We start from the raw sequence: 21,434 nt of genomic DNA on the forward strand, positions 1-21,434 counted from the left end.
GTAGCAGCCGCTCGGCGTGGTCAGGACCCCGAAGTTGGGGCGATCGCCTCAGGCCAGCAATCTGCGCAGATAATTCGGCAAGGCGAACTGTGCGACATGAACATCGCCATTGTAGTACTGCAAATGGTCAATCGCGCGGGCTGCAATGCGCTGGTCGACCTCGCCGGCGGCCAATGCCCTCGGGTCGAGCTTGTCGGAGGCGACCGCCATGCCCCACTGACTGCCGTAGAGGGGGATGTACATGAAATACGGCGAAACCTTGTTGAAGACCGCCCGCAGGTTGTCCACCAGTTGCCTCAGGCGCTCCGGCTGGAAGATCGGTGCCCCGATGTGCAGCGTCATCGCGCCCTGCTCGCTGAGCAAGGCCTTGCATTCGTCGAAAAAGCGGCTGGTGTACAAGGCCTCGGCCGGACCGATCGGGTCGGTCAGGTCGAGCACGATCAGGTCGAATCGCTCACCGTTTGCGGGAGCGACTTCACGAACGTAGCGCAATCCGTCTTCGACACGAAGTTCGAGACGCGGATCGTCCAGGGAACCGCGATGAACCGACTCGAAATGCTCTCGCGCAAGGTCGATAACCTTGCCGTCGAGCTCGACGAGGACCACTCGTTCCATGGTCGAATACTTGAACAGCTCCTCCGCCGAGCCGCCATCGCCGCCACCGATGATCAAGGCCCGGCGAGGTGCGGGGTGGGCTATACAGGGTACGTGGATCAAGTTTTCGTGATAGAAGAACTCGTCCCGTTCCGAAGTCATGAAGAAGCCGTCAAGGCGGAAGAGCTTGCCGTACTGTGGGGTATCCCACACCTCGTAAGCCTGATACTCCGACTGCCCGGACTCGATCAGACGACCTGCCTTTACGAAGAAGCCGGCATCTTCGGACAGCGCCTCGAACAAGGCATTCTGCGGTGGAAGCTGCATCTGCTCCGCCACCTTCAGACCTCCGCAGGAATGCGCCCGCGAATCACGTCATGACAGACCGACTCTTCGGGCTCGAGCAAACCAATGATCCGGTTGAACACCGCACGTGCGCGGTCACTGTTGTCGCGCGAAAAGTTGCACACGTAAACGTCAAGGGTGACATCGCCGGTTTCCGGCCAAGTATGGATAGCGAGATGGGACTCCGCAAGAACCACGGTACCGGTCACGCCGGCCTGTTGGCCGTCGTCATGGGTAAACTGATAAAAGTAGGCGCCGAGCGGAGTGAGTCCGGCATCCGCGCAACCCCTCACACAGATATCCTCAAGTACCGCGCGATCGAGGAGCATGTCGGGCGGGCACTTGCAGCGGTAGATATCTGCAATCAGATGAAGTCCATTCATGTTATCCCTTCCATCCAACTACAGGAAAAACGAGCAGTTTAACATGGCGCGGCACGCAACCGCAGGCTGCAACATTTGCTCAAAGATGCTGTGGCAGCATGAATCGGCACCCACTTTTGCGACTCGCGGTTTCACGTGAAACACTTCGGGCTCGAGCGCAGACACGTAAGAGTGTGCCCGGCGACTTCCATCACGTCGCGCAGCACAAGCGCCATGCGCATTGACCCAACGTTGCCGGAGGTTTCGCATCCCGTAGTCGGCGCAAATCCACAGCTTCACGCACCCCCACCGGATCCCAACATCACCACCCCACCGCCCCATGCCTGGCGCGCGCTGTTGAGCGGTGGGCCTGCGCAAAAGCGATTGAGCGCGCACATGTCCCGCACAACTCTGCGCACTCGCCCCGAACGCACGCCCCTACACAGAATCCGCGCGGAAGCCACTGCCCGATAGCGCCGGGAGCTTACAGGGGGGCGCGATCAACCCTCTGTGCGCATCATCCCGGGACGAACTCACGCGCAGGCGCCATTGACCGACTACACACCACAGCCTCGTCAAACCCCCACAACGAGGTCATACCCGAGCTTGCCAATCAACAGAATGACCACGAATAGAAACATGTGTCTGACGAAGACCGCGCCGTGTTTAAGCGCGAGTCGCGATCCAAGCAGGGCTCCTGCAAGATTGCAGCAGGCCATCACGACACCCAGCTTCCACAGAATTTCCACGCTCACGCTGAATACAAGCAAGGCAGCCAGATTCGTCGCGACGTTCACGATCTTCGCCACAGCAGACGCCGAGAGAAAGTCGAGACCGATGAATCGCACAAACAGAAAGATCAGGAAACTACCGGTTCCCGGCCCGAAGAATCCGTCGTAGAAGCCCACCACGACGCCGATGGTTGCTCCCAGGAACATCTCGCGGTTGCGAGCAGGTCGCACCCCCGCATGCTTGCCGAAATCCTTGCGCGCGAACGTATATATCGCAACCGCGACCAGAAGGAGCAACACGACCGGACGAATGAACTCAGCGGGGAGATACACGACGGCCTTGGCACCGAACCACGACCCCACCAGCGCCGCCAGCGCTGAAGGAAGCGCGATGGTCCACACAATCGGGATTCGGCGCGCGTACTGGATGGCCGCACTGAAGGTGCCAACGATACTTGAAAGCTTGTTGGTGCCGAACAAGGTCGCCGGCAGCGTGGTCGGATAGGCCGCAAACAAGGCCGGTATCTGCACCAGCCCGCCGCCACCGACGACTGCGTCCACAAAGCCTGCCATGAACGCGGCCAGACCAAGCAGGAGGAACAGCGTGTCTAGGTTATCAAGAAGCATGATGTCGCAACCCGCTATCGTGGGCTGGCGTTGCCTTGCGCTGCCAGCCGTCTTGCGCATGCTTGTGCATGTCCGGCTTGACCTTTGAAACCCTGAGCGCCTTTACGTGGACGCTCTTTGCAGAGCGCATCTGCCCAAACCAACACCGGCCACGGGGGGTTTTCTTGTAACGCGAGCGCGCGAGGAGCGTGGCGCCCTCCCGACTCCATTTGTTCCACGTGAAACACACCTGTTCTCACGCGCTACTTGCCAATACAGAAACGCGAGAAGATCACTCCAAGCAGATCATCAGGAGTGAACTCCCCCGTAATCTCGCCCAGCGATTCGTGCGCAAGCCTCAGCTCTTCTGCAAAAAGCTCGAGCGCGTCGAGCCTCAGCTCCGCTCGTTCGACATGCTCCAGAGTCATCTGCAAAGCATGCACGTGCCGCTCACGGGCAAGTGGCACATCCTCCGCTCCGCTCCGCCACCCCGCAATCCTTGCGAGTTCATCGCGCAGCAGGTCCACCCCCTCGCCCTTGCGCGCTGACAGAAGTATTCTCACACCTCCGTCGAAGGCCTCCCTGGCAGGACCCAAGCCCGCGAGATCGATCTTGTTCACCACGATCACGCGCGGAATGGCCACGTCGATGCGGGCATCGATACCGGCTTCAGCCTCCGCCTCGGAACCGTCGCGCCCCGCCTCCACCAGCCGGAGAATCACATCGGCCCTGCCGATCTCGGACCAGGTTCGCTCGATTCCGATCCGCTCCACTTCGTCCGCTACCGATTCGCGCAAACCCGCCGTATCCACAATGTGCACCGGAATACCGTGAACCTGGATGGTCTCCCTCACTGTGTCACGTGTGGTGCCGGCGATCTCGGTCACGATGGCGCTTTCGTCTCCGGTCAGCGCATTGAGCAAACTCGATTTGCCGACATTCGGTCGGCCAACCAGCACGACCCGCATTCCGTCACGCAGCAACCTTCCTTGTTGCGCGCCCGCAAGCACCTCACGGAGTCCTTCACTCACCTTCGCCAGGCGCTCGAACGCACGCGAGCGCTCCAGAAAATCGATCTCCTCTTCGGGGAAGTCCAGCGTCGCCTCCACCAACATGCGCAAGTCGATCAGCTCGTCCTTCAGTCGATTGATCTGATCCGAGAACTTGCCCGTCAGCGAACGTACCGCCGATCGCGCAGCCGCCGCAGTCGATGCCTCGATGAGGTCCGCGACCGCTTCGGCCTGCGCCAGATCCATCCGCCCATTGAGGAACCCACGACGCGAGAACTCCCCGGGCTCCGCATGCCGCGCGCCCAGCTCGAGACAGCGAGCAAGCAACAACTGCATCACCACCGGCCCGCCATGGCCCTGCAGCTCCAGCACATCCTCACCGGTGAACGAAGCCGGCGCGGGGAAGTAGAGCAGGATGCCCTCGTCTATGGTCTCCCCGTTTTCCGCCCGAAAACGAACAAACCCCGCATGGCGGGGTTTGGGTGTGCGCCCGGATAGCGCTTCAGCAAAATCCGCCAGCGATGGTCCGGAAACCCGGACGATCCCGACGCCGCCACGGCCAGGGGCCGTGGCAACCGCCGCAATCACATCAGTCTGTCTTCGCACCGGTTTTCTTCGCGCTCTCGATCATCCGGGTGATCTGCCACTGCTGGGCGATCGACAGGATGTTGTTAACCACCCAGTAAAGCACCAGGCCGGACGGGAACCACATGAACATGAACGTGAATACCACCGGCAAGGCCATCATGATCTTGGCCTGGATCGGATCCGGCGGCGTCGGGTTGAGCTTCATCTGCACCAACATGGAAGCACCCATGATGATCGGCAGGATGAAGTAAGGATCTTTTGCAGACAGATCCTGGATCCAGCCCAGCCACGGTGCATGACGAACCTCGACACTGCCCAGCAGCACCCAGTAGAGCGCAATGAAGACAGGGATTTGTACCAGGATCGGAAGACACCCACCCAGCGGGTTGATCTTCTCCTTCCGGTACATGTCCATGACCTCCTGCTGCATGCGCTGCTTGTCGTTGCCATAGAGCTCTTTGAGCCGCTGCATGCGCGGACCGAGCACCCTCATCTTGGCCATCGACTTGTAGCTCGCTGCCGACAATGGGAAGAAGACCAGCTTGATCACCACGGTGACCAGGATGATCGACCAGCCCCAGTTTCCGGTAAGGCTATGGAACCACGACAGGACCCAGAACAGCGGCTGCGCGATGACGGTGAGCCAGCCGTAATCGACGACCAGCCCCAGGCCTTCCGCGATGCCGGAGAGGTGATCCTGCTCCTGCGGGCCTGCGTACAAACGCGTCCCGATAGTGCCAACCTGTTCCGGAGCGATCGCCGCGACCGGCAGGATCAAACCAGCCGTGAACAGGTCCGGGCCGACGTGGCGTGCAAAGAACTCACGTTGGATATTGCCCTCGGGGAGCCAGGCACCAACGAAGTAGTGCTGAACCATCGCCGCCCAGCCATCGTTCGCCCGGTTGGTGAACTTCGCCCGACCTCGCTCGATGTCGTCGAACTGCACCTTCTGAAACTTGTCCGCGTCGGTAAAGAAGGCCGGACCTGTAAAGGTACGCACCCCGAACAGTTGCACCGCCTCGGCAGGCTGGCCGTCACGCGCAAACTGGAAATAAGCATGTCCGGCCACCGGCAATTCACTGCGGTTCACGATCTCGTAATCGATGTCGATGACGTAGCTGCCGCGGTGGAAAGTCATCAGCTTGGTGACCTCCACCCCGTTCTCTTCCGGCGCTACCAGCCGCACGGTCAGCTTGTCCTGGCCCGGCTGCAGAACATGTTCGCCGGCGTCGACGTAATAAATGGTCCGGTGGTTTGGCAAGCCGTCACCAATCAGGCCCGATTGCGCCGAGTACAGGTGACGCTGACCGTCGTCGAAGAGCAGGAAGTTGGCGCTGCGGTCCTCGCTCGCGGCATGTTCCGTGAGCTCGAGACGCACGATCTCTCCGCCTTGCGACGAAATCTCTGCGACCACCATATCGGTGCGAACAATGACCCGCTCGGCCGTCGCCGGCGCCACAGCGCTCGCGCCCGGTATCGTCGGATCTCCAACGAGTCCGGCACTTGGCGTAGGCAGACTGGGATCAATCGCCCTACCGTCGGCTGCAGTCGCGACGGGTTCGCTCGGGGGCGGCCGCTGGTCCTTGAGCCAGGCGTCCCACAGCATCACCAGGGCAAACGAGAAAATCAGGAAGAGAATGATTCGGCGCTGATCCATCGGTCTATTTCTTGTGCTGATGCGGCTCGGGAACGGGGTCGTACCCGCCGGGATTAAAAGGGTGACAACGACCGACCCGCTTCAGCGCGAGCCAGGTGCCACGCAAGGCACCATGAGCGCGGATCGCGTCCATCGCATACTCCGAGCAACTCGGGTGGAAGCGGCAGTTCCGCCCGAGCATCGGACTGATGCCGTAGCGGTACAAGCCTATCAGACCGAGAAGCAGGGACTTGATCATTTTTCGGATCGGCCTTGGAGTCGATCGAGCAATTGCGCCATGTCGTCGTTGATCATCGCCCGCGTCGCACCCACGATCGGTGCATTCAGGCGCACAACCAGATCAAACGCCGGCAGCGTGGCACGGCGGCGACGGAACTGTTCCCGCACGATACGCTTGACCAGGCTGCGCTGGCTCGCCTGCCTTGCGAATCGCTTAGCCACCACCACACCCAGACGCGCGGTATCGAGCTCGTTGGGTCGGTAATGCACGATTAGCCACCGTCCCTTGAGTGCGCGCCGAAAAGCAAAAACGGATGAAAACTCATCCGTTTTTTGTAATCTGTAAGCGCCGATGAACCGTTGGTCGGCACCCGGCGGGCGGATCACTTAGACGGCGAGACGGTGACGGCCCTTGGCGCGACGTGCGCGAATCACGGCACGACCACCACGAGTCTTCATGCGAACCAGAAAACCATGGGTACGCTTGCGACGAACGACGGAAGGCTGATAGGTGCGTTTCATTTTGGTTGGCCAGTGTTGAAGTCAAACGCGGCATTTAAATCTATAAAATCCTGTTTGTCAAGCACATTTTTTGGCTTGATCTGTGGATAAGTCCGCTCCAGCAGGGTAGAATTCAAATGCTTCGCGCCCTGCCGACCCACGAGATTTAGCGGGTTGCGACAACACGACGGTGCGAGGCCTCTCCCGAACCATGTGTTCGCGCACGTCCGGCCAACCGTCGGACGCAGGGGTTCGGCCTTGCTTTTTTCTTCAGACCCAGCACGCCATCAACTCCATCGTGACCCAACAACTCTGGTCCTTTTGCCTGTCGCGTCTCGAAAGCGAACTGCCACACCAGCAGTTTGCCACCTGGATCAAGGGTTTGCAGGTCGAGTGCGCTGAAGCCAGCGACCAGCCGGCGTTACGCCTGTTCGCACCCAACCGCTTCGTGCTGCAATGGGTCCGCGAGCGCTATCTGCGCCGCATCGGCGAGCTCGGCGAAGAGTTTCACGGCGCTCCGATCGCACTGGAGTTGTCACTCGCCGACACAGCGACAAAACCGGCTGCCAAACGAGACGCCGTTGCGGACACCGCCGCGCCCACCGCCACGACACCCGCGCCTGAGGCCAGACGCGCCACAGCGCGACCGGCCGCACGCAACGAGGACATCCCCAACCAGGCCGAAGCGCTCTACGAAAAGACCCGCCTCAACCCGGATTTCACCTTCGAGACCCTGGTCACCGGCCGCGCCAACGACCTCGCTCGCGCCGCGGCAATGCAAGTTGCCCAGAATCCCGGCACCTCTTACAACCCGCTTTTTATCTACGGCGGGGTCGGCCTCGGCAAAACCCACCTCGTACACGCCATCGGCAACTCGGTTTTCCAGCACAACCCGCGCGCGGTGATCCGTTACGTCCACGTCGAGGACTACTACGCCGACGTCGTCCGCGCCTACCAGCAAAAGAGCTTCGACCAGTTCAAGCGCTATTACCGCTCGCTCGACCTGCTCATCATCGACGACATCCAGTTCTTCAACAACAAGAACCGCACCCAGGAAGAGTTCTTCCACGCATTCAATGCGCTCACCGAAGCGCGCAAGCAGATCGTCATCACCTGCGACACCTACCCCAAGGACATCCAGGGCCTGGAAGACCGTCTCATCTCGCGCTTCGACTGGGGCCTCACCGTGCAGATCGAGCCCCCCGAACTCGAGATGCGGGTCGCGATCCTGCAGAAGAAGGCCGAGGTGCTCGACGTGACCCTTGGTGACGATGTCGCCTTCCTGATCGCCAAGAATCTACGCTCCAACGTCCGCGAGCTCGAAGGCGCGCTCAACAAGGTGGTCGCCTATGCCCGCTTCCACGGTCGCGAGATCTCGCTCGAGGTTGCCAAGGAGGCGCTCAAGGATCTGCTCAACGCACACAATCGCCAGTTGAGCATCGAGCACATCCAGAAGACGGTCGCCGACTACTACAAGATCAAGATTGCAGACATGCACTCCAAGAAGCGCACCCGCGTCATCGCCCGGCCTCGCCAGGTTGCGATGTGGCTCGCCAAGGAGCTCACGCCCATGTCGTTGCCGGCCATCGGTGACGCCTTCGGCGGGCGTGACCACACCACCGTACTGCATGCCTGCCGTACGATCACCGAGCTGCGTCTTGCCGACAACCAGCTCAACCACGATGTTCACGTCCTGACCCAGGTGTTGCGCGGATGATGCCCTACCGGCCTCTCGACCGTCGCCCGCCCGGCCATTCAATCCCTTTGCACACAGACTGACGCCATGCACCTGCTCACCACCACCCGCGATGCAATCCTGGCCCCACTGCAATCGGTTGCCGGAATCGTCGAGAAGCGCCATACGCTCCCCATCCTGTCGAACGTGCTGATCGAAAAGCACGGCGAGCAACTGACCATGCTGGCCACCGACATCGAAATCCAGATCCGCACCACCACGGCCGGTGATCTCGGCGGCAGCGATGCCAGCCTTACCGTCGGCGCGCGCAAGCTGCAGGACATCCTGCGCGCCCTGCCCGACAGCGCCGAAGTCAACCTCACACTCGACGACAAGCGCCTCACCGTCAAGGCCGGCAAGAGTCGCTTTGCGCTGCAGACCCTGCCCGCGGCCGACTACCCGCGCATGAACCTGCCGGAGGGCGAGGGCACCCGCTTCCAGGTCACCCAGAAGACCTTCAAGCGCCTGCTCGCCCAGGTCTCCTACGCGATGGCCCAGCAGGACATCCGCTACTATCTCAACGGCCTGCTCGTCATCGTCGACGGCGGCGAGCTGCGCATGGTCGCCACTGACGGTCACCGTCTGGCCTATGCCGCAGCGCCCATCGAAGCCGATCTGCCGCGTACCGAGGTCATCCTGCCGCGCAAGACGGTGATGGAACTCGCGCGCCAGCTCGGCGACGCTGACGACGCGCTCGAAGTGGTGCTCGCCGGCAACCAGTCGGTGTTCCGTTTCGGCCCGATCGAGCTGGTCTCCAAGCTCATCGACGGCAAGTTCCCGGATTACGAGCGCGTGATCCCGCAGAACCACCCGACCACGATCACCTTCGACCGCGCCCCGCTGCTCTCCGCGCTGTCGCGTGTCGCAATCCTCACCAGCGACAAGTTCCGCGGCGTGCGCCTGGTGCTCGAAGACGGCCTGCTGCGCATCGTCAGCTCCAACAACGAGCAGGAAGAAGCCCAGGAAGAGCTCGAGATCGATTACCACGGCGATGCGCTCGACATCGGCTTCAACGTCACCTATCTGCTCGACGTGCTCAACAACGTCAGCCATGAACAGATCGAGTGGCATCTGGCCGACGGCAACTCCAGCGCCCTGATCACCGTGCCGGGCAACGCCCACTTCAAGTATGTCGTGATGCCGATGCGCATTTGATCGTTCCCGCCGGAGAACCGGCGGCACCTTACCCCTCTCCCTTCAAGGGGGAAACAGGGAGGGGGATGGGTTCCCCTGACGCAAGCAACAGCTATGTGCAACAACCCACCGCCGACCTGACCCTCCCTCCGATAGGGAAGTCACCCCGCACTTACGAATCACCCGGAATCGACCATGTCAGAAATGCAGAACCGCCCGCTCAACGAGGACTACGACGAATCCAGCATCCAGCAGCTAGAAGGGCTGGAAGCGGTGCGGAAACGTCCCGGCATGTACATCGGCGACACCTCCGACGGCACCGGCCTGCACCATATGGTGTTCGAGGTGGTGGACAACGCCATTGACGAAGCCCTGGCCGGCCACTGCGACGACATCGTCGTCACCATCCACCCGGACAACTCGATCTCGGTAACCGACAACGGCCGCGGCATCCCGGTCGGCGTCAAGATGGACGACAAGCACGAGCCCAAACGCTCGGCAGCCGAAATCGTCATGTGCGTGTTGCACGCCGGCGGCAAGTTCAACCAGAACAGCTACAAGGTCTCCGGTGGCCTGCACGGCGTCGGCGTGTCCTGCGTCAATGCGCTGTCCAAATGGCTGCGCCTGAGCATCAAGCGAGACGGCAAGAAGCACTTCATCGAGTTCCACCGTGGCGTGCCGCAGGATCGCGTGATCGAGCTCGTCGACGGCGTCGAGACCAGTCCCATGCGCGTCGTCGGTGAAACCGCCAAGCGCGGCACCGAGCTGCACTTCCTCGCCGACGAAGAGATCTTCGGCGACATCGAGTTCCACTACGAGATCCTCGCCAAGCGGCTGCGCGAGCTGTCGTTTCTTAATAACGGCGTCAAAATCCGCCTCATCGACCAGCGCACCGGCAAGGAAGACAACTTCGCCTTCGCCGGCGGTGTGAAGGGCTTCGTCGAGTATGTGAACCGCGCCAAAAACGTGCTGCACCCGACCATCTTCCACGCCGAAGGCACCACCCGCATTCCCACCGGCGGTGGTCTGGATGCCGAGCTCTCGGTCGAAGTCGCGATGCAGTGGAACGACTCCTACGCCGAGCAGGTGCTGTGCTTCACCAACAACATCCCGCAGGCCGACGGCGGTACGCACCTTACCGGTCTGCGCGCCGCGATGACCCGGGTCATCAACAAGTACATCGACGAACACGAGATCGCCAAGAAAGCGAAGGTCGACATCAGCGGCGACGACATGCGCGAAGGCCTCGCCTGCGTGCTCTCGGTCAAGATGCCCGACCCCAAGTTCGCCAGCCAGACCAAGATGAAGCTGGTCTCCTCCGAAGCCCGCCCCGCGGTAGAGGAAGTGGTCGCCAGCAAACTCACCGACTTCCTGCAAGAAAACCCGATCGACGCCAAGACCATCTGCGGCAAGATCGTCGAGGCCGCCCGCGCCCGCGACGCTGCCCGCAAGGCGCGCGAAATGACGCGCCGCAAGGGCCTGCTCGACGGCGTCGGCCTGCCCGGCAAGCTCGCCGACTGCCAGGAGAAAGACCCGGCCCTGTGCGAGATCTACCTCGTCGAGGGTGACTCCGCCGGCGGTTCCGCCAAGCAGGGCCGCGACCGCAAGTTCCAGGCCATCCTGCCGCTCAAGGGCAAGATCCTCAACGTCGAGAAGGCCCGCTTCGACAAGCTGCTGCAAAGCCAGGAGATCGCCACCATGATCACCGCGCTCGGCACCGGCATCGGCAAGGACGACTACAAGCCCGAGAAGCTGCGCTACCACCGCATCATCATCATGACCGACGCCGACGTCGACGGCGCCCACATCCGCACCCTGCTGCTCACCTTCTTCTACCGCCAGATGCCCGAGCTGGTAGAGCGCGGCCACATCTACATCGCCCAGCCGCCGCTGTACAAGATCAAGCACGGCAAGAGCGAGCAATACCTCAAGGACGACACCGAGCTCAACGCCCACCTGCTCAAGCTCGCACTCGACGGCGCCGCGCTGGTTCCCTCCGAAGGTGCGGAACCCATCGTGGAAGAGGCCCTGTCCGGCCTCGCACGCAGCTACCTGCTTGCCGAAGCGGTCATCAACCGCCTCGCCGGCTACATCGACCCCGCCGTGTTGCACGCCATGCTCGCCCACGACATCGCGATCAGCCTCGAGTCCGAGGAAGCCGCGCGCGACGCCGCCGCCCGCATCCAGCCGCACCTGCCGGAAGAAGTCAGCATCTACGCCGAGTTCCACGACGAATCCGAGGCCTGGCGCCTGACCATCGAGCGCATGCACCATGGCAACCGCCGCATGGCCTGGATCGAAGAGGAATTCCTGGTCTCCGGCGACTACCGCAGCATCCGCACCGCCGCCGAATCCATCTCCGGTCTCATCGGCGAAGGCGCCGAGATCTGCCGTGGCGAAAAGCGCCAGCCGGTCAAGCGCTTCTCCCAAGCCATCCGCTGGCTGCTCAACGAGGTCGAGCGCAACCTCAACAAGCAGCGCTACAAGGGCCTCGGCGAAATGAACCCCGAGCAGCTCTGGGAAACCACCATGGACCCCGCCGTGCGCCGCCTGCTGCGTGTGCAGATCGAAGACGCCATCGCCGCCGACGAGATCTTCACCACGCTGATGGGCGACAACGTAGAGCCCCGCCGCGCCTTCATCGAAGGCAACGCCTTGTACGCGCGGAACATCGACGTGTGAGCTTGATCGTGGGCCCTAAAGTGTGCCGGAACCGCCCGGGCTCAGCCAGGGTCGGTGTGAATCACAGCTCCAAACCCTGGCCATTGAGTAGAACATGACTGCTTCATTGCTTATCACCATCGTGACAGACGAAGTTTCGGATTTGGCTCTCAGCATCGCTGAACGTGAAGGCATCCGTGGCGTCACCATCCTGCCGGCAAGCGGTATCAGCCAATCGCCGCTCAAGACTTTCTTCGGGCTGACCTTCCAGACCCCGATGACCATTCTCTTCTGGATTGCGGAGACTGAGACGGCCAACCGGACGGCCCGAAAGCTCAGAGATGAGCTTGACCTTGACTCGCCGCAGCAGGGTCTGGCTCTGACTTTGACCATCGATCAGTTGTTCGGGCTGGGGCTGGGCGACAACAAGCGCTGACAGGTGCGACCTTGACGCTCGGAAGCGCCTCGCGCGGGCGCCCGAGAATCCCTGCGCACGCTTTCTATTCCCAATTGTTGGCACGGCCCTGAATGGACTGGATGTTCACCACGATTCTTGTCGGAGCAGGACTCATTGCATTGTCTATCCTGACGAGTGCGCTGGCCTTTCGCTTTGGCACTCCGCTGCTGCTAGTGTTTCTTTGCATCGGTTTGATTGCGGGCGAAGACGGGCTCGGGTTGCGGTTCGACGATGCAGAGCTCGCTTACTTTCTCGGCAGCCTCGCGCTTGCGGTGATTCTCTTCGACTCAGGTTTCGGAACGCGCGTCCAGACTCTGCGCCGTGCCGCTGCCCCCGCCTTCGTGCTGGCCACGATCGGAGTATTCCTAACCACAATTTTCGTCGGCGTAGCTGCACGCTTTCTGTTCGACCTCCCTTGGCTCTACGCCCTCTTGATGGGCGCCATCATCAGCTCAACCGATGCGGCGGCTGTCTTCTTCCTGCTGCGCGCGGGCGGCGTCAAGATCTACAAGCGCGTGCGCTCGATGCTGGAAGTGGAATCCGGCTCGAACGACCCAATGGCCATCTTCCTGACGATTCTGTTCATCGAGATGATCCTTGCGGAGACACGCGGCAATGTGATGACCAGCTTTCTTCACGGCTTTGGCCTCCAGATGGGACTGGGGCTGCTGGCCGGCGCACTGGGCGGGTATCTGATCGTTGAAATCGTCAACCGTGTACGTCTGGAAGAGGCGCTTTACCCCATTCTGGTGATGTCTTGCGCACTGAGCGTCTTTGGCATCACCGCCTATTTCGGCGGCAGCGGCTTTCTCGCCATCTATGTCGCTGGAATCGTCGCAGGCAACCGGCCGATGAAGGGTGCCTCGGCCTTGCGCCGCTATCAGCAAGGCATGACCTGGTTGGCACAGATTGTGATGTTCCTCGTATTGGGCCTGTTCGTCACGCCTTCGGAATTTGGCTCGGTGCTCTTGCCTGCGCTCTTGCTCGGGCTTTTCCTGATGTTGATCGGCCGTCCGCTTGCGGTCGCACTCTGCCTGCTGCCGTTCCGCTATGACAGGCAAACGATGACCTTCACGGCCTGGGTGGGGCTTCGCGGCGCAGTCTCCATCCTGCTGGGAATACTCCCGGCGGTCATGGGGGTCGAAGGTGCGGAGGTTTTCCTCAACGTTGCATTCATCATGGTCGTCACCTCCCTGCTCGTGCAGGGCTGGACGATCAAGCCTGCTGCGCGTTGGCTCAAGCTGATCGTGCCATCCAGGATGGGCCCGCTTGAGCGCATCGAGCTCGAGTTGCCGGGCAATCCAAAGCACGAGCTACTGATCTACCGAGTGCTTGAGGAGAGCCCGCTGGTTATCGGGGGCGCCACACTTCCCCGTTGGGCACGCCCTTCACTCGTCGTGCGCAACGGACGATCGATGCAGCCGGAACATGCAGGTCAGCTGCAGTCGGGGGATTTGGTGTATCTCTTTACGCAGCCCGAGTACACGACGCTACTCGACCGCCTGTTTTCCCAGATCAAAGGGCCAGATCAGGACGACAAAGAGTACTTCGGCCAGTTCATGGTCAACATCGATGCGCCCTTGGTCGACCTGATCAGTGCCTACGACTTACAGCCCTCGACGGACATCGCCCCCGATCTGAAAGTAGGTGACTTCCTGATGTCAGAGCTTGGGGCGCAGCCGGTTGTTGGCGACAGGGTCCCGTTAGGCAAATTCGATTTCGTCGTGCGACGGGTTCATCAGGGGAAAACCATCACCGAAGTCGGCCTTGCGCTAACCGGAGAAGATCGGCCTTCTGCGTATGTACGCAAGGCAAGGCGGCCACAGGTGCGTCTGCGGACCCGATTCGCACGAATGCTGGGGTTGGGCGATTAGCTTCGGGCCTTCTGTCTTCGACGCTTGCCTGCATCGAAAGCCTGAGCTGCGGCTAAGCGCTTATTCGCCCAGTTCAAGCCTGGCTGGCGTGTAAGTCTGCGCATAGGGGTCGAGTGCGGTCTTCCTGCCGGTAGCGACGCCGGCCAGACCGGAGCCGGCGGCTCTTTGCCGGTTCCTCTCACTGGCTCGATGACGGTACCAGGGCAGCGCTCAATAGCCTACCGCTGCGGTGTTTTCAACTGTATTGCCACGTTTGCGACTTTACTGGCAGGGAACAGTTGCGATTCTTCTCACTGGCAGTTTGCCATCCTCCCAGTCATTCCTTAGAATATCTCCAGCGCTCTCTACACTTGGAGAATCGTATGCGCATCCGCCAGAACGTGCTCCCGAACGATCGCGCGCGCGTGCTCACAGGCGCAGTGGCCGAGGTGAGCCGCCGGCTCGATTTGGGTCCGTCGATGCTCAGCAGGATCATCGGCATCAGCCAGTCGAGCGCATCGCGACTCCTTTCGGGCACCTACGAACTCCGTGAAGCGGCAAAGGAGTGGGAGCTTTCCGCAGCACTCGTTCGCATCTACCGGTCCCTGTTTGCGCTCGTCGGTGGCGATGAGGTGCTCGCCAAGGAATGGCTGAGAGCGCCGAACCGAGCCTTCTCGGGCCAGGCGCCGGCGAACCTCATTGTGCGCATCGACGGGCTGGTTCGTGTCGGCGAATACCTGGACGCACATCGAGCTCGCGTCTGAGCGCTTGCCCTGGCAGGGGCAAGGCTGGCGCATGGTCGAGGCCCAGCATAAGGTTGCCACCATGGAGATCGTGGGTGGCAACCTTGGGGCACAAGCCACACTCGAGCAGATTCTCGAGGACTCCAAACCCCCTGTTCCTGCTGAAGCCAAAGGACTGCACTGGTTGCTGTCGACACCCTTTCGCTATCGCCCGCTGGATCAAGGGTCGCGCTTTCGCAGCCGGCATGACCCGGGCGTCTTCTACGGTGCGGAGGCTCGCGAAACAGCCCTGGCCGAGGCGGGCTACTGGCGCCTGCGCTTCTGGCTCGACAGCGACGCCTTGCGTGAGCGATCGAAGTCGATCCCGGTCACCCTCTTCCTGTTTGGCGCAGCAACCGAAGCACTCGTCGACCTGACCCGAGCACCGTTCGAAGCACACCGCCCGGACTGGACCCACCCGGCCGACTACAGCGCCACCCAGGCCTTCGCCCGCAAAGCACGTGAGCAAGGCGTAGAGATCATCCGCTATCAGTCCGTGCGACACCCGCCTGCCGCGTGTCTGGCAATACTGACTCCCGCCGCGTTTCGGCATGCACCCCAGCCATACCCTCGCGTCGATCAGACATGGACCCTGCACCTGGAGCCGCCCGGTCGCATTGTGTTCCACCGCGATCTGAGCGATGAGGTGTTCGCATTCGACTGGTGACCGAGCTACCCGACGTGCGATGTTTGACGACCCTCGAACCGACGGCTGAATCCCGGCCACCGGAACCAAACCACAAGCGACAACGCCCGGAGCAATCCGGGCGTTGTCGCTTGAGAACTGGGGTAAGCGACCAATTCGCGCTAAAGTCCCACCTGTTTGTCCTGACCATCCGCCGAGCATGACCCCAGAAGCCCTCGCCCGAAGCCGGATCGACACCCGCCTTGAACAGGCCGGCTGGGTCGTGCAGGACATGAAGCAGCTCAACCTCGGCGCCGGGCCCGGGGTCGCGGTGCGTGAATACCCCACCGACAGCGGCCCGGCCGATTACGTGCTGTTCGTCGACCGCCGTCCGGTCGGCGTCATCGAAGCCAAGCGCGACGAGGCTGGCGAACACATCACGATGGTCGAATCCCAGACCGAGCGCTACGCCGGCGCGGCGCTCAAGTGGCGCAGCGACAATGCGCCGCTGCCCTTCCTGTTCGAGGCCACCGGCACGCTGATCCGTTTCACCGACAACCGCGACCCGGCACCGCGTTCGCGCGAGCTTTTCCACTTCTTCCAGCCCGCTCAGCTCAAGGACTGGCTGGAACAGTCCGAAACCCTCCGCACCCGCTTGCGCAGCGCCATGCCGCCCCTGCCCACGGAGAACCTGCGCGACTGCCAGATCAACGCGGTCACCGGGCTGGAAGCCTCGCTCGCCCACAATCATCCGCGTGCACTCATCCACATGGCCACCGGTGCGGGCAAGACCTTCACCGCCATCACCGCCGCCTACCGCCTGCTCAAGTTCGGCGGGGCCAAACGCATCCTGTTTCTGGTCGACACCCGCAACCTCGGCAAGCAGGCGCATCAGGAGTTCATCGCATTCCAGCCCCCCGACGACGGGCGCAAGTTCACCGAGTTGTACAACGTGCAGCGTCTCGCCGGCCCCAACATCGACCCCGCGGCGCGGGTGTGCATCAGCACCATCCAGCGCATGTATTCGATCCTCTCCGGCGAGCCGATCGACGATTCGGCCGAGGACATCTCGCTCAACGAGCTGCAGCAGACCGATGCGCAGCAAAAGCTGGTGCGCTACAACCCGGCGATTCCGGTCGAGACTTTCGACTTCATCGTCATCGACGAATGCCACCGCAGCATCTACAACCTGTGGAAGCAGGTGCTCGATTACTTCGACGCCTCCCTCGTCGGCCTCACCGCCACGCCGGACAAGCGCACCTACGGTTTCTTCAACCAGAACATCGTCGCCGAATACACCTACGAGCAATCGGTCACCGACGGGGTGAACGTCGGTTACGACGTGTACCTGATCGAGACCGAACTCACCAAGAAGGGCGCCACCATCGCCGCCCGCGAGTGGATCGACCACCGCGACCGCCAGACCCGCAGCCGTCGCTGGGCACAGACCGACGAGGACACCGCCTACACCGGCACCGAGCTCGACCGCTCGGTGGTCAACCCCGACCAGATCCGCACCGTCATCAAGGCGATGAAGACCGCGATCGAGACCGAGATTTTCCCCGAGCGCCGCGAGACGCCCAAGACCCTGATCTTCGCCAAGACCGACAGCCACGCCGACGACATCGTGCAGATCGTGCGCGAGGTCTATGGCCAGGGCAATGCCTTCTGCCGCAAGGTCACCTACTCCGAGAAGGACGCCGACGGCGTGCTGCAGAACTTCCGCAACGAGTACCACCCGCGCATCGCGGTCACCGTGGACATGATCGCCACCGGCACCGACGTCAAGCCGCTGGAGGTGCTGCTCTTCATGCGCGATGTGCGCTCGCGCGGCTATTACGAGCAGATGAAGGGCCGCGGCGTGCGCAGCCTTGATGGCGACCGCCTCAAGCGCGTCTCGGCCAGCGCCCCCGGTGCCAAGAGCCGTTTCGTGTTGATCGACGCGGTCGGCGTCGAAAAATCGCTCAAGACCGAGAGCCGCCCGCTCGAGCGCAAGCCCGGCGTGCCGCTCAAGGCCTTGCTGCAAGGGGTGGCGGTCGGCAGCCGCGACGACGACACGGTGCTTTCGCTCGGCAATCGCCTCGTTCGACTGGCGAAGCAGCTCGACGCGCGAACCCTCGCCCGCCTGGCCGAGCTGGCCGACGGCCGTACGGTCGGTCAGCTCGGCAAGACGCTGGTCGAGGCCTTGAATCCGGACCGTCACGTGGAAGCCGCGCTGGCCACCGCCGCCGCGCAAGGCATCACCCGCAGCGAGGACACGCTCACCGGCGAGGAGCTGGCCGCCGCCCGCAGCACCCTGGTCGCACAGGCCTGCCAGCCTTTCGACCAGCCCGAGCTGCGCGACGCGCTGGAATCCGCCCGCCGCGACCTCGAGCAGCTCATCGACCACGTGAATCCGGACGATCTGCTGTACAAGGGGTTCTCGGAGCAGGCCGAAGCCCAGGCGCGCGAGACGATCCGCCGTTTTGCCGACACGCTCGCCGAACATCGAGACGAACTCGATGCGCTGACATTCTTCTATCAGCAGCCTTTTCAGCGTCGTGCGCTCACCATCGAGATGATCGAGGCCCTGCACGACCACCTCGCCCGCCCGCCGCTGCTGCTCACCACCGAGCGCCTGTGGAGCGCTTACGCCCGGGTGCAGGGCAGCAAGGTGCGCGGCGCCGACCTGCGCCGCCAGCTCACCGATCTGGTCTCGCTGGTGCGCTTCGCGCTCGGCCTTGCCGACGAGCTGCGCCCCTTCGCCGACGAGGTCGACCGCCGCTTCCAGGACTGGACCTTCCGCCACAATGCCCGCCGCACCACGGCCTTCACGCCCGAACAGATGGAGTGGCTGCGCCTGATGAAAGACCACATCGCCGCCTCCTGCTCGATCACCCGCGAGGACTTCGACTACGCCGAACTCGCGAGCCGCGGCGGGCTGCAGAAGGCGTGGCAGGTGCTGGGGGGTGAGCTGGATACTTTGATGAAGGAGATGAATGAGGAGTTGGTGGCGTGAGTGATACACGTTGGGAATTGCCACCGAGCTGGACCTGGACCACACTTGGCGAAGTTGCCACAGTCGTTGGCGGAGGCACGCCATCAACCAGCGACCCGGCCAACTTCGGGGGGAACATCCCCTGGATAACGCCCGCAGACATGTCCACACATGTCGGCAAACACATCTCGTCCGGTTCCCGCTCCATCTCTGAGAAGGGCTTAAACGACTCTGGCGCACGGTGGCTTCCTACGGGAAGCGTGCTGTTCAGTTCGCGTGCACCAATCGGCTACACCGCTATTGCCGCGCAACCGGTCACCACCAACCAAGGCTTCAAGAGTTTTGTCCCACATCTCGGCATCAACTCGGACTTTCTCTACTATTGGCTCACGGGTGCCAAGTCCATCGCCGAGGAACTTGCGAGCGGCACGACCTTTCTCGAACTATCAGGCGCAAAGGCAGCGCTGCTACCGATACCCCTCGCGCCAACCACCGAACAAACCCGCATCGTCGCCAAACTCGAAGAACTGCTCTCCGACCTCGATGCCGGCGTCGCCGACCTCAAGGCCGCGCAGGCCAAGCTCACGCAGTACCGCCAGTCGCTGCTCAAGGCCGCGGTCGAAGGCGCCCTCACCGCCGACTGGCGCGCGCGCCGTGTTGCGCTCGAAACCACTCGCCCGGCGCAACCCGCTGACGCCGAAAACCGCCCCCGGCCGACGGAATTTCATGCCTCCTTCGCTGCGGGGCAGAGGCGTCGGCACGAAACCCCGCCAACCGGGGGCTGCGCCGTGCAGGAGGATAGCGCGGACGGGTTTGAGACCGGCGCCCAACTGCTCGCCCGCATCCTCACCGAACGCCGCGCCCGCTGGGAAGCCCGCCAACTCGCCCGCTTCGAGTCCCAGGGCAAGTCCCCTCCCAAGGGTTGGCAGAGCAAGTATCCGGAACCTGTCGCGCCGGACACGCGCGATCTGCCGGAATTGCCGGAGGGGTGGGTGTGGGCAAGCTTGGACATGCTGGGCGAGATCGCATCCGGTGTTGCAAAGGGCTCGAAGCTCAAAGCCGGTCTGTCTGTCCGAGAGGTACCCTATCTCCGCGTCGCAAACGTCCAGCGGGGCTATCTAGACCTTTCTGAAATCAAGACCATCGAAGCTACCGAGAGCGACATCGAGGAACTTGCGCTGAAGAACGGCGACGTGCTTTTCAACGAGGGCGGCGATCGCGACAAGCTGGGGCGCGGATGGGTCTGGCGAGACGAAATCCCCGAGTGTATCCACCAGAACCACGTGTTCCGGATGCGTCCGTGGCTAAACGCAATCAATTCGGAATTCATCTCCCACCACGGAAACAGTTTCGGCAAGCGGTGGTTTCAGCGTGCGGGAAAGCAGACCACCAATCTTGCCTCGATCAATTTGAGCATCCTTCGCGCTTTCCCAGTCCCCGTGCCACCTCCGGCTGAGCAGGAGGCGATCATCACACAACTCAGTGAGCAACTCGCCGCGCTGGAAATCCAGGTTGCCGAGGTCGAGCTATCAATGAAGCAATCCGCAGCCCAACGCCAAAACCTCCTCAAAGCCGCCTTCTCCGGCCAGCTCGTCCCGCAGGACCCGGCCGACGAGCCGGCCAGTGTGCTGCTCGAACGCATTCGTGCAGAGCGTGAGTCGCACGACAACACGACCCGACGCAGTCGCCGCAGGGCGGCAACGACCTCATGAGTACACCGGAAACCACCCGTCAATTCTCGCTTTTTCAGGATGAGACGGTCGCCGAAGCGGCAAGATCCGAGGCGACCCTGCCGCGCGGTGCATTCAGCAACTTCATCGTCTATGTGGACGAGAGTGGCGACCACGGCCTGCAGACGGTCGATCCCAACTACCCGATGTTCGTCCTTGCCTTCTGCGTGTTCTACAAGCGGCATTACTGCGAACGGGTGGTACCCGCGCTGCAGAAGCTAAAGTTCAACCGCTTCGGCCACGACGTGGTGATCCTCCACGAGAACGAGATCCGCAAGGAGAAAGGGGAGTTCCGTTTTCCAAGCCGCGAGCGGAAACAAGCGTTCATGCAGGAACTGACCGACATCATCGAGTCGAGCAACTTCATCCTCATCAGTTGCGCGATCGACAAGGAAAGGTTGCGACGTCGGGGAGATGTTCAGTCGAACCCTTACCACCTCGCATTGGGTTTCTGCCTCGAAACCCTGCACGAGCTGATGCAGGAAAAGAACCAGGACGACACCCTGACGCATGTCGTCGTCGAGTGCCGGGGCAAGAAGGAGGACGGTGAGCAGGAGCTCGAGTTCAGGCGGATCTGCGCGGGAGCGAACAAGCTTGGCCGCAATCTGCCCTTCGACATCATCTTTGCCGATAAGAAGGTGAACTCCGCAGGTCTGCAGCTTGCTGATCTGGTCGCCCGCCCAATCGGGATTAGCGTGTTGCGTCCCGGACATGAGAACCGCGCGTTCGACGTGCTGAAACGCAAGTTTTTCTGCAGCGGCGGCCGGGCGAAGGTCGGGGAAGGGTACGAAAACTGGGGCCTGAAGGTTTACCCACCCCAAGAAAGCGAAAGGCCCCGATGAAACTCACCGAGGCCATGACGCCGAC

At 62.1% G+C, this 21,434-nt stretch carries 18 protein-coding genes; 10 read left to right on the forward strand and 8 right to left on the reverse strand.

Annotation, left to right across the window (positions count from 1 at the left end; all coding sequences use genetic code 11):
• Positions 1–48: 48 nt before the first annotated feature.
• The 8 genes from speE to rpmH form a co-directional block, all read right to left on the reverse strand.
• On the reverse strand, positions 49–921 hold the full coding sequence (gene speE, locus GPA21_RS00945; protein WP_168986336.1) for a polyamine aminopropyltransferase: 873 nt from the start codon (positions 919–921) through the stop codon (positions 49–51).
• A gap of 14 nt (positions 922–935) precedes the next feature.
• On the reverse strand, positions 936–1,322 hold the full coding sequence (speD, locus tag GPA21_RS00950) for an adenosylmethionine decarboxylase (protein WP_168986337.1): 387 nt from the start codon (positions 1,320–1,322) through the stop codon (positions 936–938).
• A gap of 554 nt (positions 1,323–1,876) precedes the next feature.
• Complete coding sequence (locus GPA21_RS00955; RefSeq protein WP_168986366.1) at positions 1,877–2,659, reverse strand: TSUP family transporter; 783 nt, start codon at positions 2,657–2,659, stop codon at positions 1,877–1,879.
• A gap of 242 nt (positions 2,660–2,901) precedes the next feature.
• On the reverse strand, positions 2,902–4,254 hold the full coding sequence (gene mnmE / locus GPA21_RS00960) for a tRNA uridine-5-carboxymethylaminomethyl(34) synthesis GTPase MnmE (RefSeq protein ID WP_168986338.1): 1,353 nt from the start codon (positions 4,252–4,254) through the stop codon (positions 2,902–2,904).
• Entirely contained in the window at positions 4,238–5,893 is a 1,656-nt protein-coding gene (gene yidC / locus GPA21_RS00965) for a membrane protein insertase YidC (protein WP_168986339.1), read from the reverse strand. The genes mnmE and yidC overlap by 17 nt, the downstream gene beginning before the upstream one ends.
• A 4-nt stretch (positions 5,894–5,897) precedes the next feature.
• Positions 5,898–6,131, reverse strand: a complete 234-nt coding sequence (yidD, locus tag GPA21_RS00970; RefSeq protein WP_211163358.1) for a membrane protein insertion efficiency factor YidD — start codon at positions 6,129–6,131, stop codon at positions 5,898–5,900.
• A complete protein-coding gene (rnpA, locus tag GPA21_RS00975; RefSeq protein WP_168986340.1) occupies positions 6,128–6,499 on the reverse strand; it encodes a ribonuclease P protein component in 372 nt (123 codons plus the stop codon). The genes yidD and rnpA overlap by 4 nt, the downstream gene beginning before the upstream one ends.
• A complete protein-coding gene (gene rpmH / locus GPA21_RS00980; protein ID WP_002926183.1) occupies positions 6,500–6,634 on the reverse strand; it encodes a 50S ribosomal protein L34 in 135 nt (44 codons plus the stop codon).
• A gap of 277 nt (positions 6,635–6,911) precedes the next feature.
• On the opposite strand from rpmH, the gene dnaA reads away from it, so the two are divergent.
• The 10 genes from dnaA to GPA21_RS01030 all read left to right on the forward strand — a co-directional run bounded on the left by dnaA (position 6,912) and on the right by GPA21_RS01030 (position 21,409).
• Entirely contained in the window at positions 6,912–8,330 is a 1,419-nt protein-coding gene (dnaA, locus tag GPA21_RS00985) for a chromosomal replication initiator protein DnaA (protein WP_339379862.1), read from the forward strand.
• 66 nt (positions 8,331–8,396) lie between these two features.
• The gene (gene dnaN / locus GPA21_RS00990; RefSeq protein WP_168986342.1) at positions 8,397–9,503 is read left to right on the forward strand and encodes a DNA polymerase III subunit beta; all 1,107 of its coding nucleotides are present in this window, start codon (positions 8,397–8,399) and stop codon (positions 9,501–9,503) included.
• A gap of 174 nt (positions 9,504–9,677) precedes the next feature.
• Positions 9,678–12,164, forward strand: coding sequence for a DNA topoisomerase (ATP-hydrolyzing) subunit B (gene gyrB / locus GPA21_RS00995; RefSeq protein WP_168986343.1), 2,487 nt, complete (start codon positions 9,678–9,680; stop codon positions 12,162–12,164).
• A 94-nt stretch (positions 12,165–12,258) separates the two neighbouring features.
• Positions 12,259–12,579 carry a hypothetical protein gene (locus GPA21_RS01000; RefSeq protein WP_168986344.1) on the forward strand — a complete coding sequence of 107 codons (321 nt, stop codon included), beginning with the start codon at positions 12,259–12,261 and terminating at the stop codon, positions 12,577–12,579.
• Between the two features lie 92 nt (positions 12,580–12,671).
• Positions 12,672–14,474, forward strand: a complete 1,803-nt coding sequence (locus tag GPA21_RS01005) for a potassium/proton antiporter (protein ID WP_168986345.1) — start codon at positions 12,672–12,674, stop codon at positions 14,472–14,474.
• Positions 14,475–14,836: 362 nt separating this feature from the next.
• Positions 14,837–15,217 (forward strand): MbcA/ParS/Xre antitoxin family protein, encoded by a 381-nt coding sequence (locus tag GPA21_RS01010; RefSeq protein WP_168986346.1) that lies wholly within the window; start codon positions 14,837–14,839, stop codon positions 15,215–15,217.
• Entirely contained in the window at positions 15,177–15,902 is a 726-nt protein-coding gene (locus tag GPA21_RS01015; protein WP_168986347.1) for an RES domain-containing protein, read from the forward strand. The genes GPA21_RS01010 and GPA21_RS01015 overlap by 41 nt, the downstream gene beginning before the upstream one ends.
• Positions 15,903–16,080: 178 nt before the next feature.
• A complete protein-coding gene (locus GPA21_RS01020; protein WP_168986348.1) occupies positions 16,081–18,858 on the forward strand; it encodes a type I restriction endonuclease subunit R in 2,778 nt (925 codons plus the stop codon).
• Positions 18,855–20,549 (forward strand): restriction endonuclease subunit S, encoded by a 1,695-nt coding sequence (locus GPA21_RS01025; protein ID WP_168986349.1) that lies wholly within the window; start codon positions 18,855–18,857, stop codon positions 20,547–20,549. Before GPA21_RS01020 ends, GPA21_RS01025 begins: the two co-directional genes overlap by 4 nt.
• Positions 20,546–21,409, forward strand: coding sequence for a DUF3800 domain-containing protein (locus GPA21_RS01030; protein WP_168986350.1), 864 nt, complete (start codon positions 20,546–20,548; stop codon positions 21,407–21,409). Before GPA21_RS01025 ends, GPA21_RS01030 begins: the two co-directional genes overlap by 4 nt.
• Positions 21,410–21,434: the final 25 nt, after the last annotated feature.

The organism is Azoarcus taiwanensis, from assembly GCF_012910885.1.
Lineage (GTDB): Bacteria > Pseudomonadota > Gammaproteobacteria > Burkholderiales > Rhodocyclaceae > Azoarcus_F > Azoarcus_F taiwanensis.

What these genes read in the sequence shown, in the direction of transcription:
- dnaN (WP_168986342.1), top strand. Translation starts at nt 8,397, where the DNA reads ATGCACCTGCTCACCACCACCCGCGATGCAATCCTGGCCCCACTGCAA.
- speE (WP_168986336.1), bottom strand. Translation starts at nt 921, where the DNA reads ATGCAGCTTCCACCGCAGAATGCCTTGTTCGAGGCGCTGTCCGAAGAT.
- gyrB (WP_168986343.1), top strand. Translation starts at nt 9,678, where the DNA reads ATGTCAGAAATGCAGAACCGCCCGCTCAACGAGGACTACGACGAATCC.
- GPA21_RS00955 (WP_168986366.1), bottom strand. Translation starts at nt 2,659, where the DNA reads ATGCTTCTTGATAACCTAGACACGCTGTTCCTCCTGCTTGGTCTGGCC.
- yidD (WP_211163358.1), bottom strand. Translation starts at nt 6,131, where the DNA reads ATGATCAAGTCCCTGCTTCTCGGTCTGATAGGCTTGTACCGCTACGGC.
- GPA21_RS01000 (WP_168986344.1), top strand. Translation starts at nt 12,259, where the DNA reads ATGACTGCTTCATTGCTTATCACCATCGTGACAGACGAAGTTTCGGAT.
- GPA21_RS01005 (WP_168986345.1), top strand. Translation starts at nt 12,672, where the DNA reads ATGGACTGGATGTTCACCACGATTCTTGTCGGAGCAGGACTCATTGCA.
- GPA21_RS01010 (WP_168986346.1), top strand. Translation starts at nt 14,837, where the DNA reads ATGCGCATCCGCCAGAACGTGCTCCCGAACGATCGCGCGCGCGTGCTC.
- GPA21_RS01030 (WP_168986350.1), top strand. Translation starts at nt 20,546, where the DNA reads ATGAGTACACCGGAAACCACCCGTCAATTCTCGCTTTTTCAGGATGAG.
- rpmH (WP_002926183.1), bottom strand. Translation starts at nt 6,634, where the DNA reads ATGAAACGCACCTATCAGCCTTCCGTCGTTCGTCGCAAGCGTACCCAT.
- GPA21_RS01020 (WP_168986348.1), top strand. Translation starts at nt 16,081, where the DNA reads ATGACCCCAGAAGCCCTCGCCCGAAGCCGGATCGACACCCGCCTTGAA.
- yidC (WP_168986339.1), bottom strand. Translation starts at nt 5,893, where the DNA reads ATGGATCAGCGCCGAATCATTCTCTTCCTGATTTTCTCGTTTGCCCTG.
- speD (WP_168986337.1), bottom strand. Translation starts at nt 1,322, where the DNA reads ATGAATGGACTTCATCTGATTGCAGATATCTACCGCTGCAAGTGCCCG.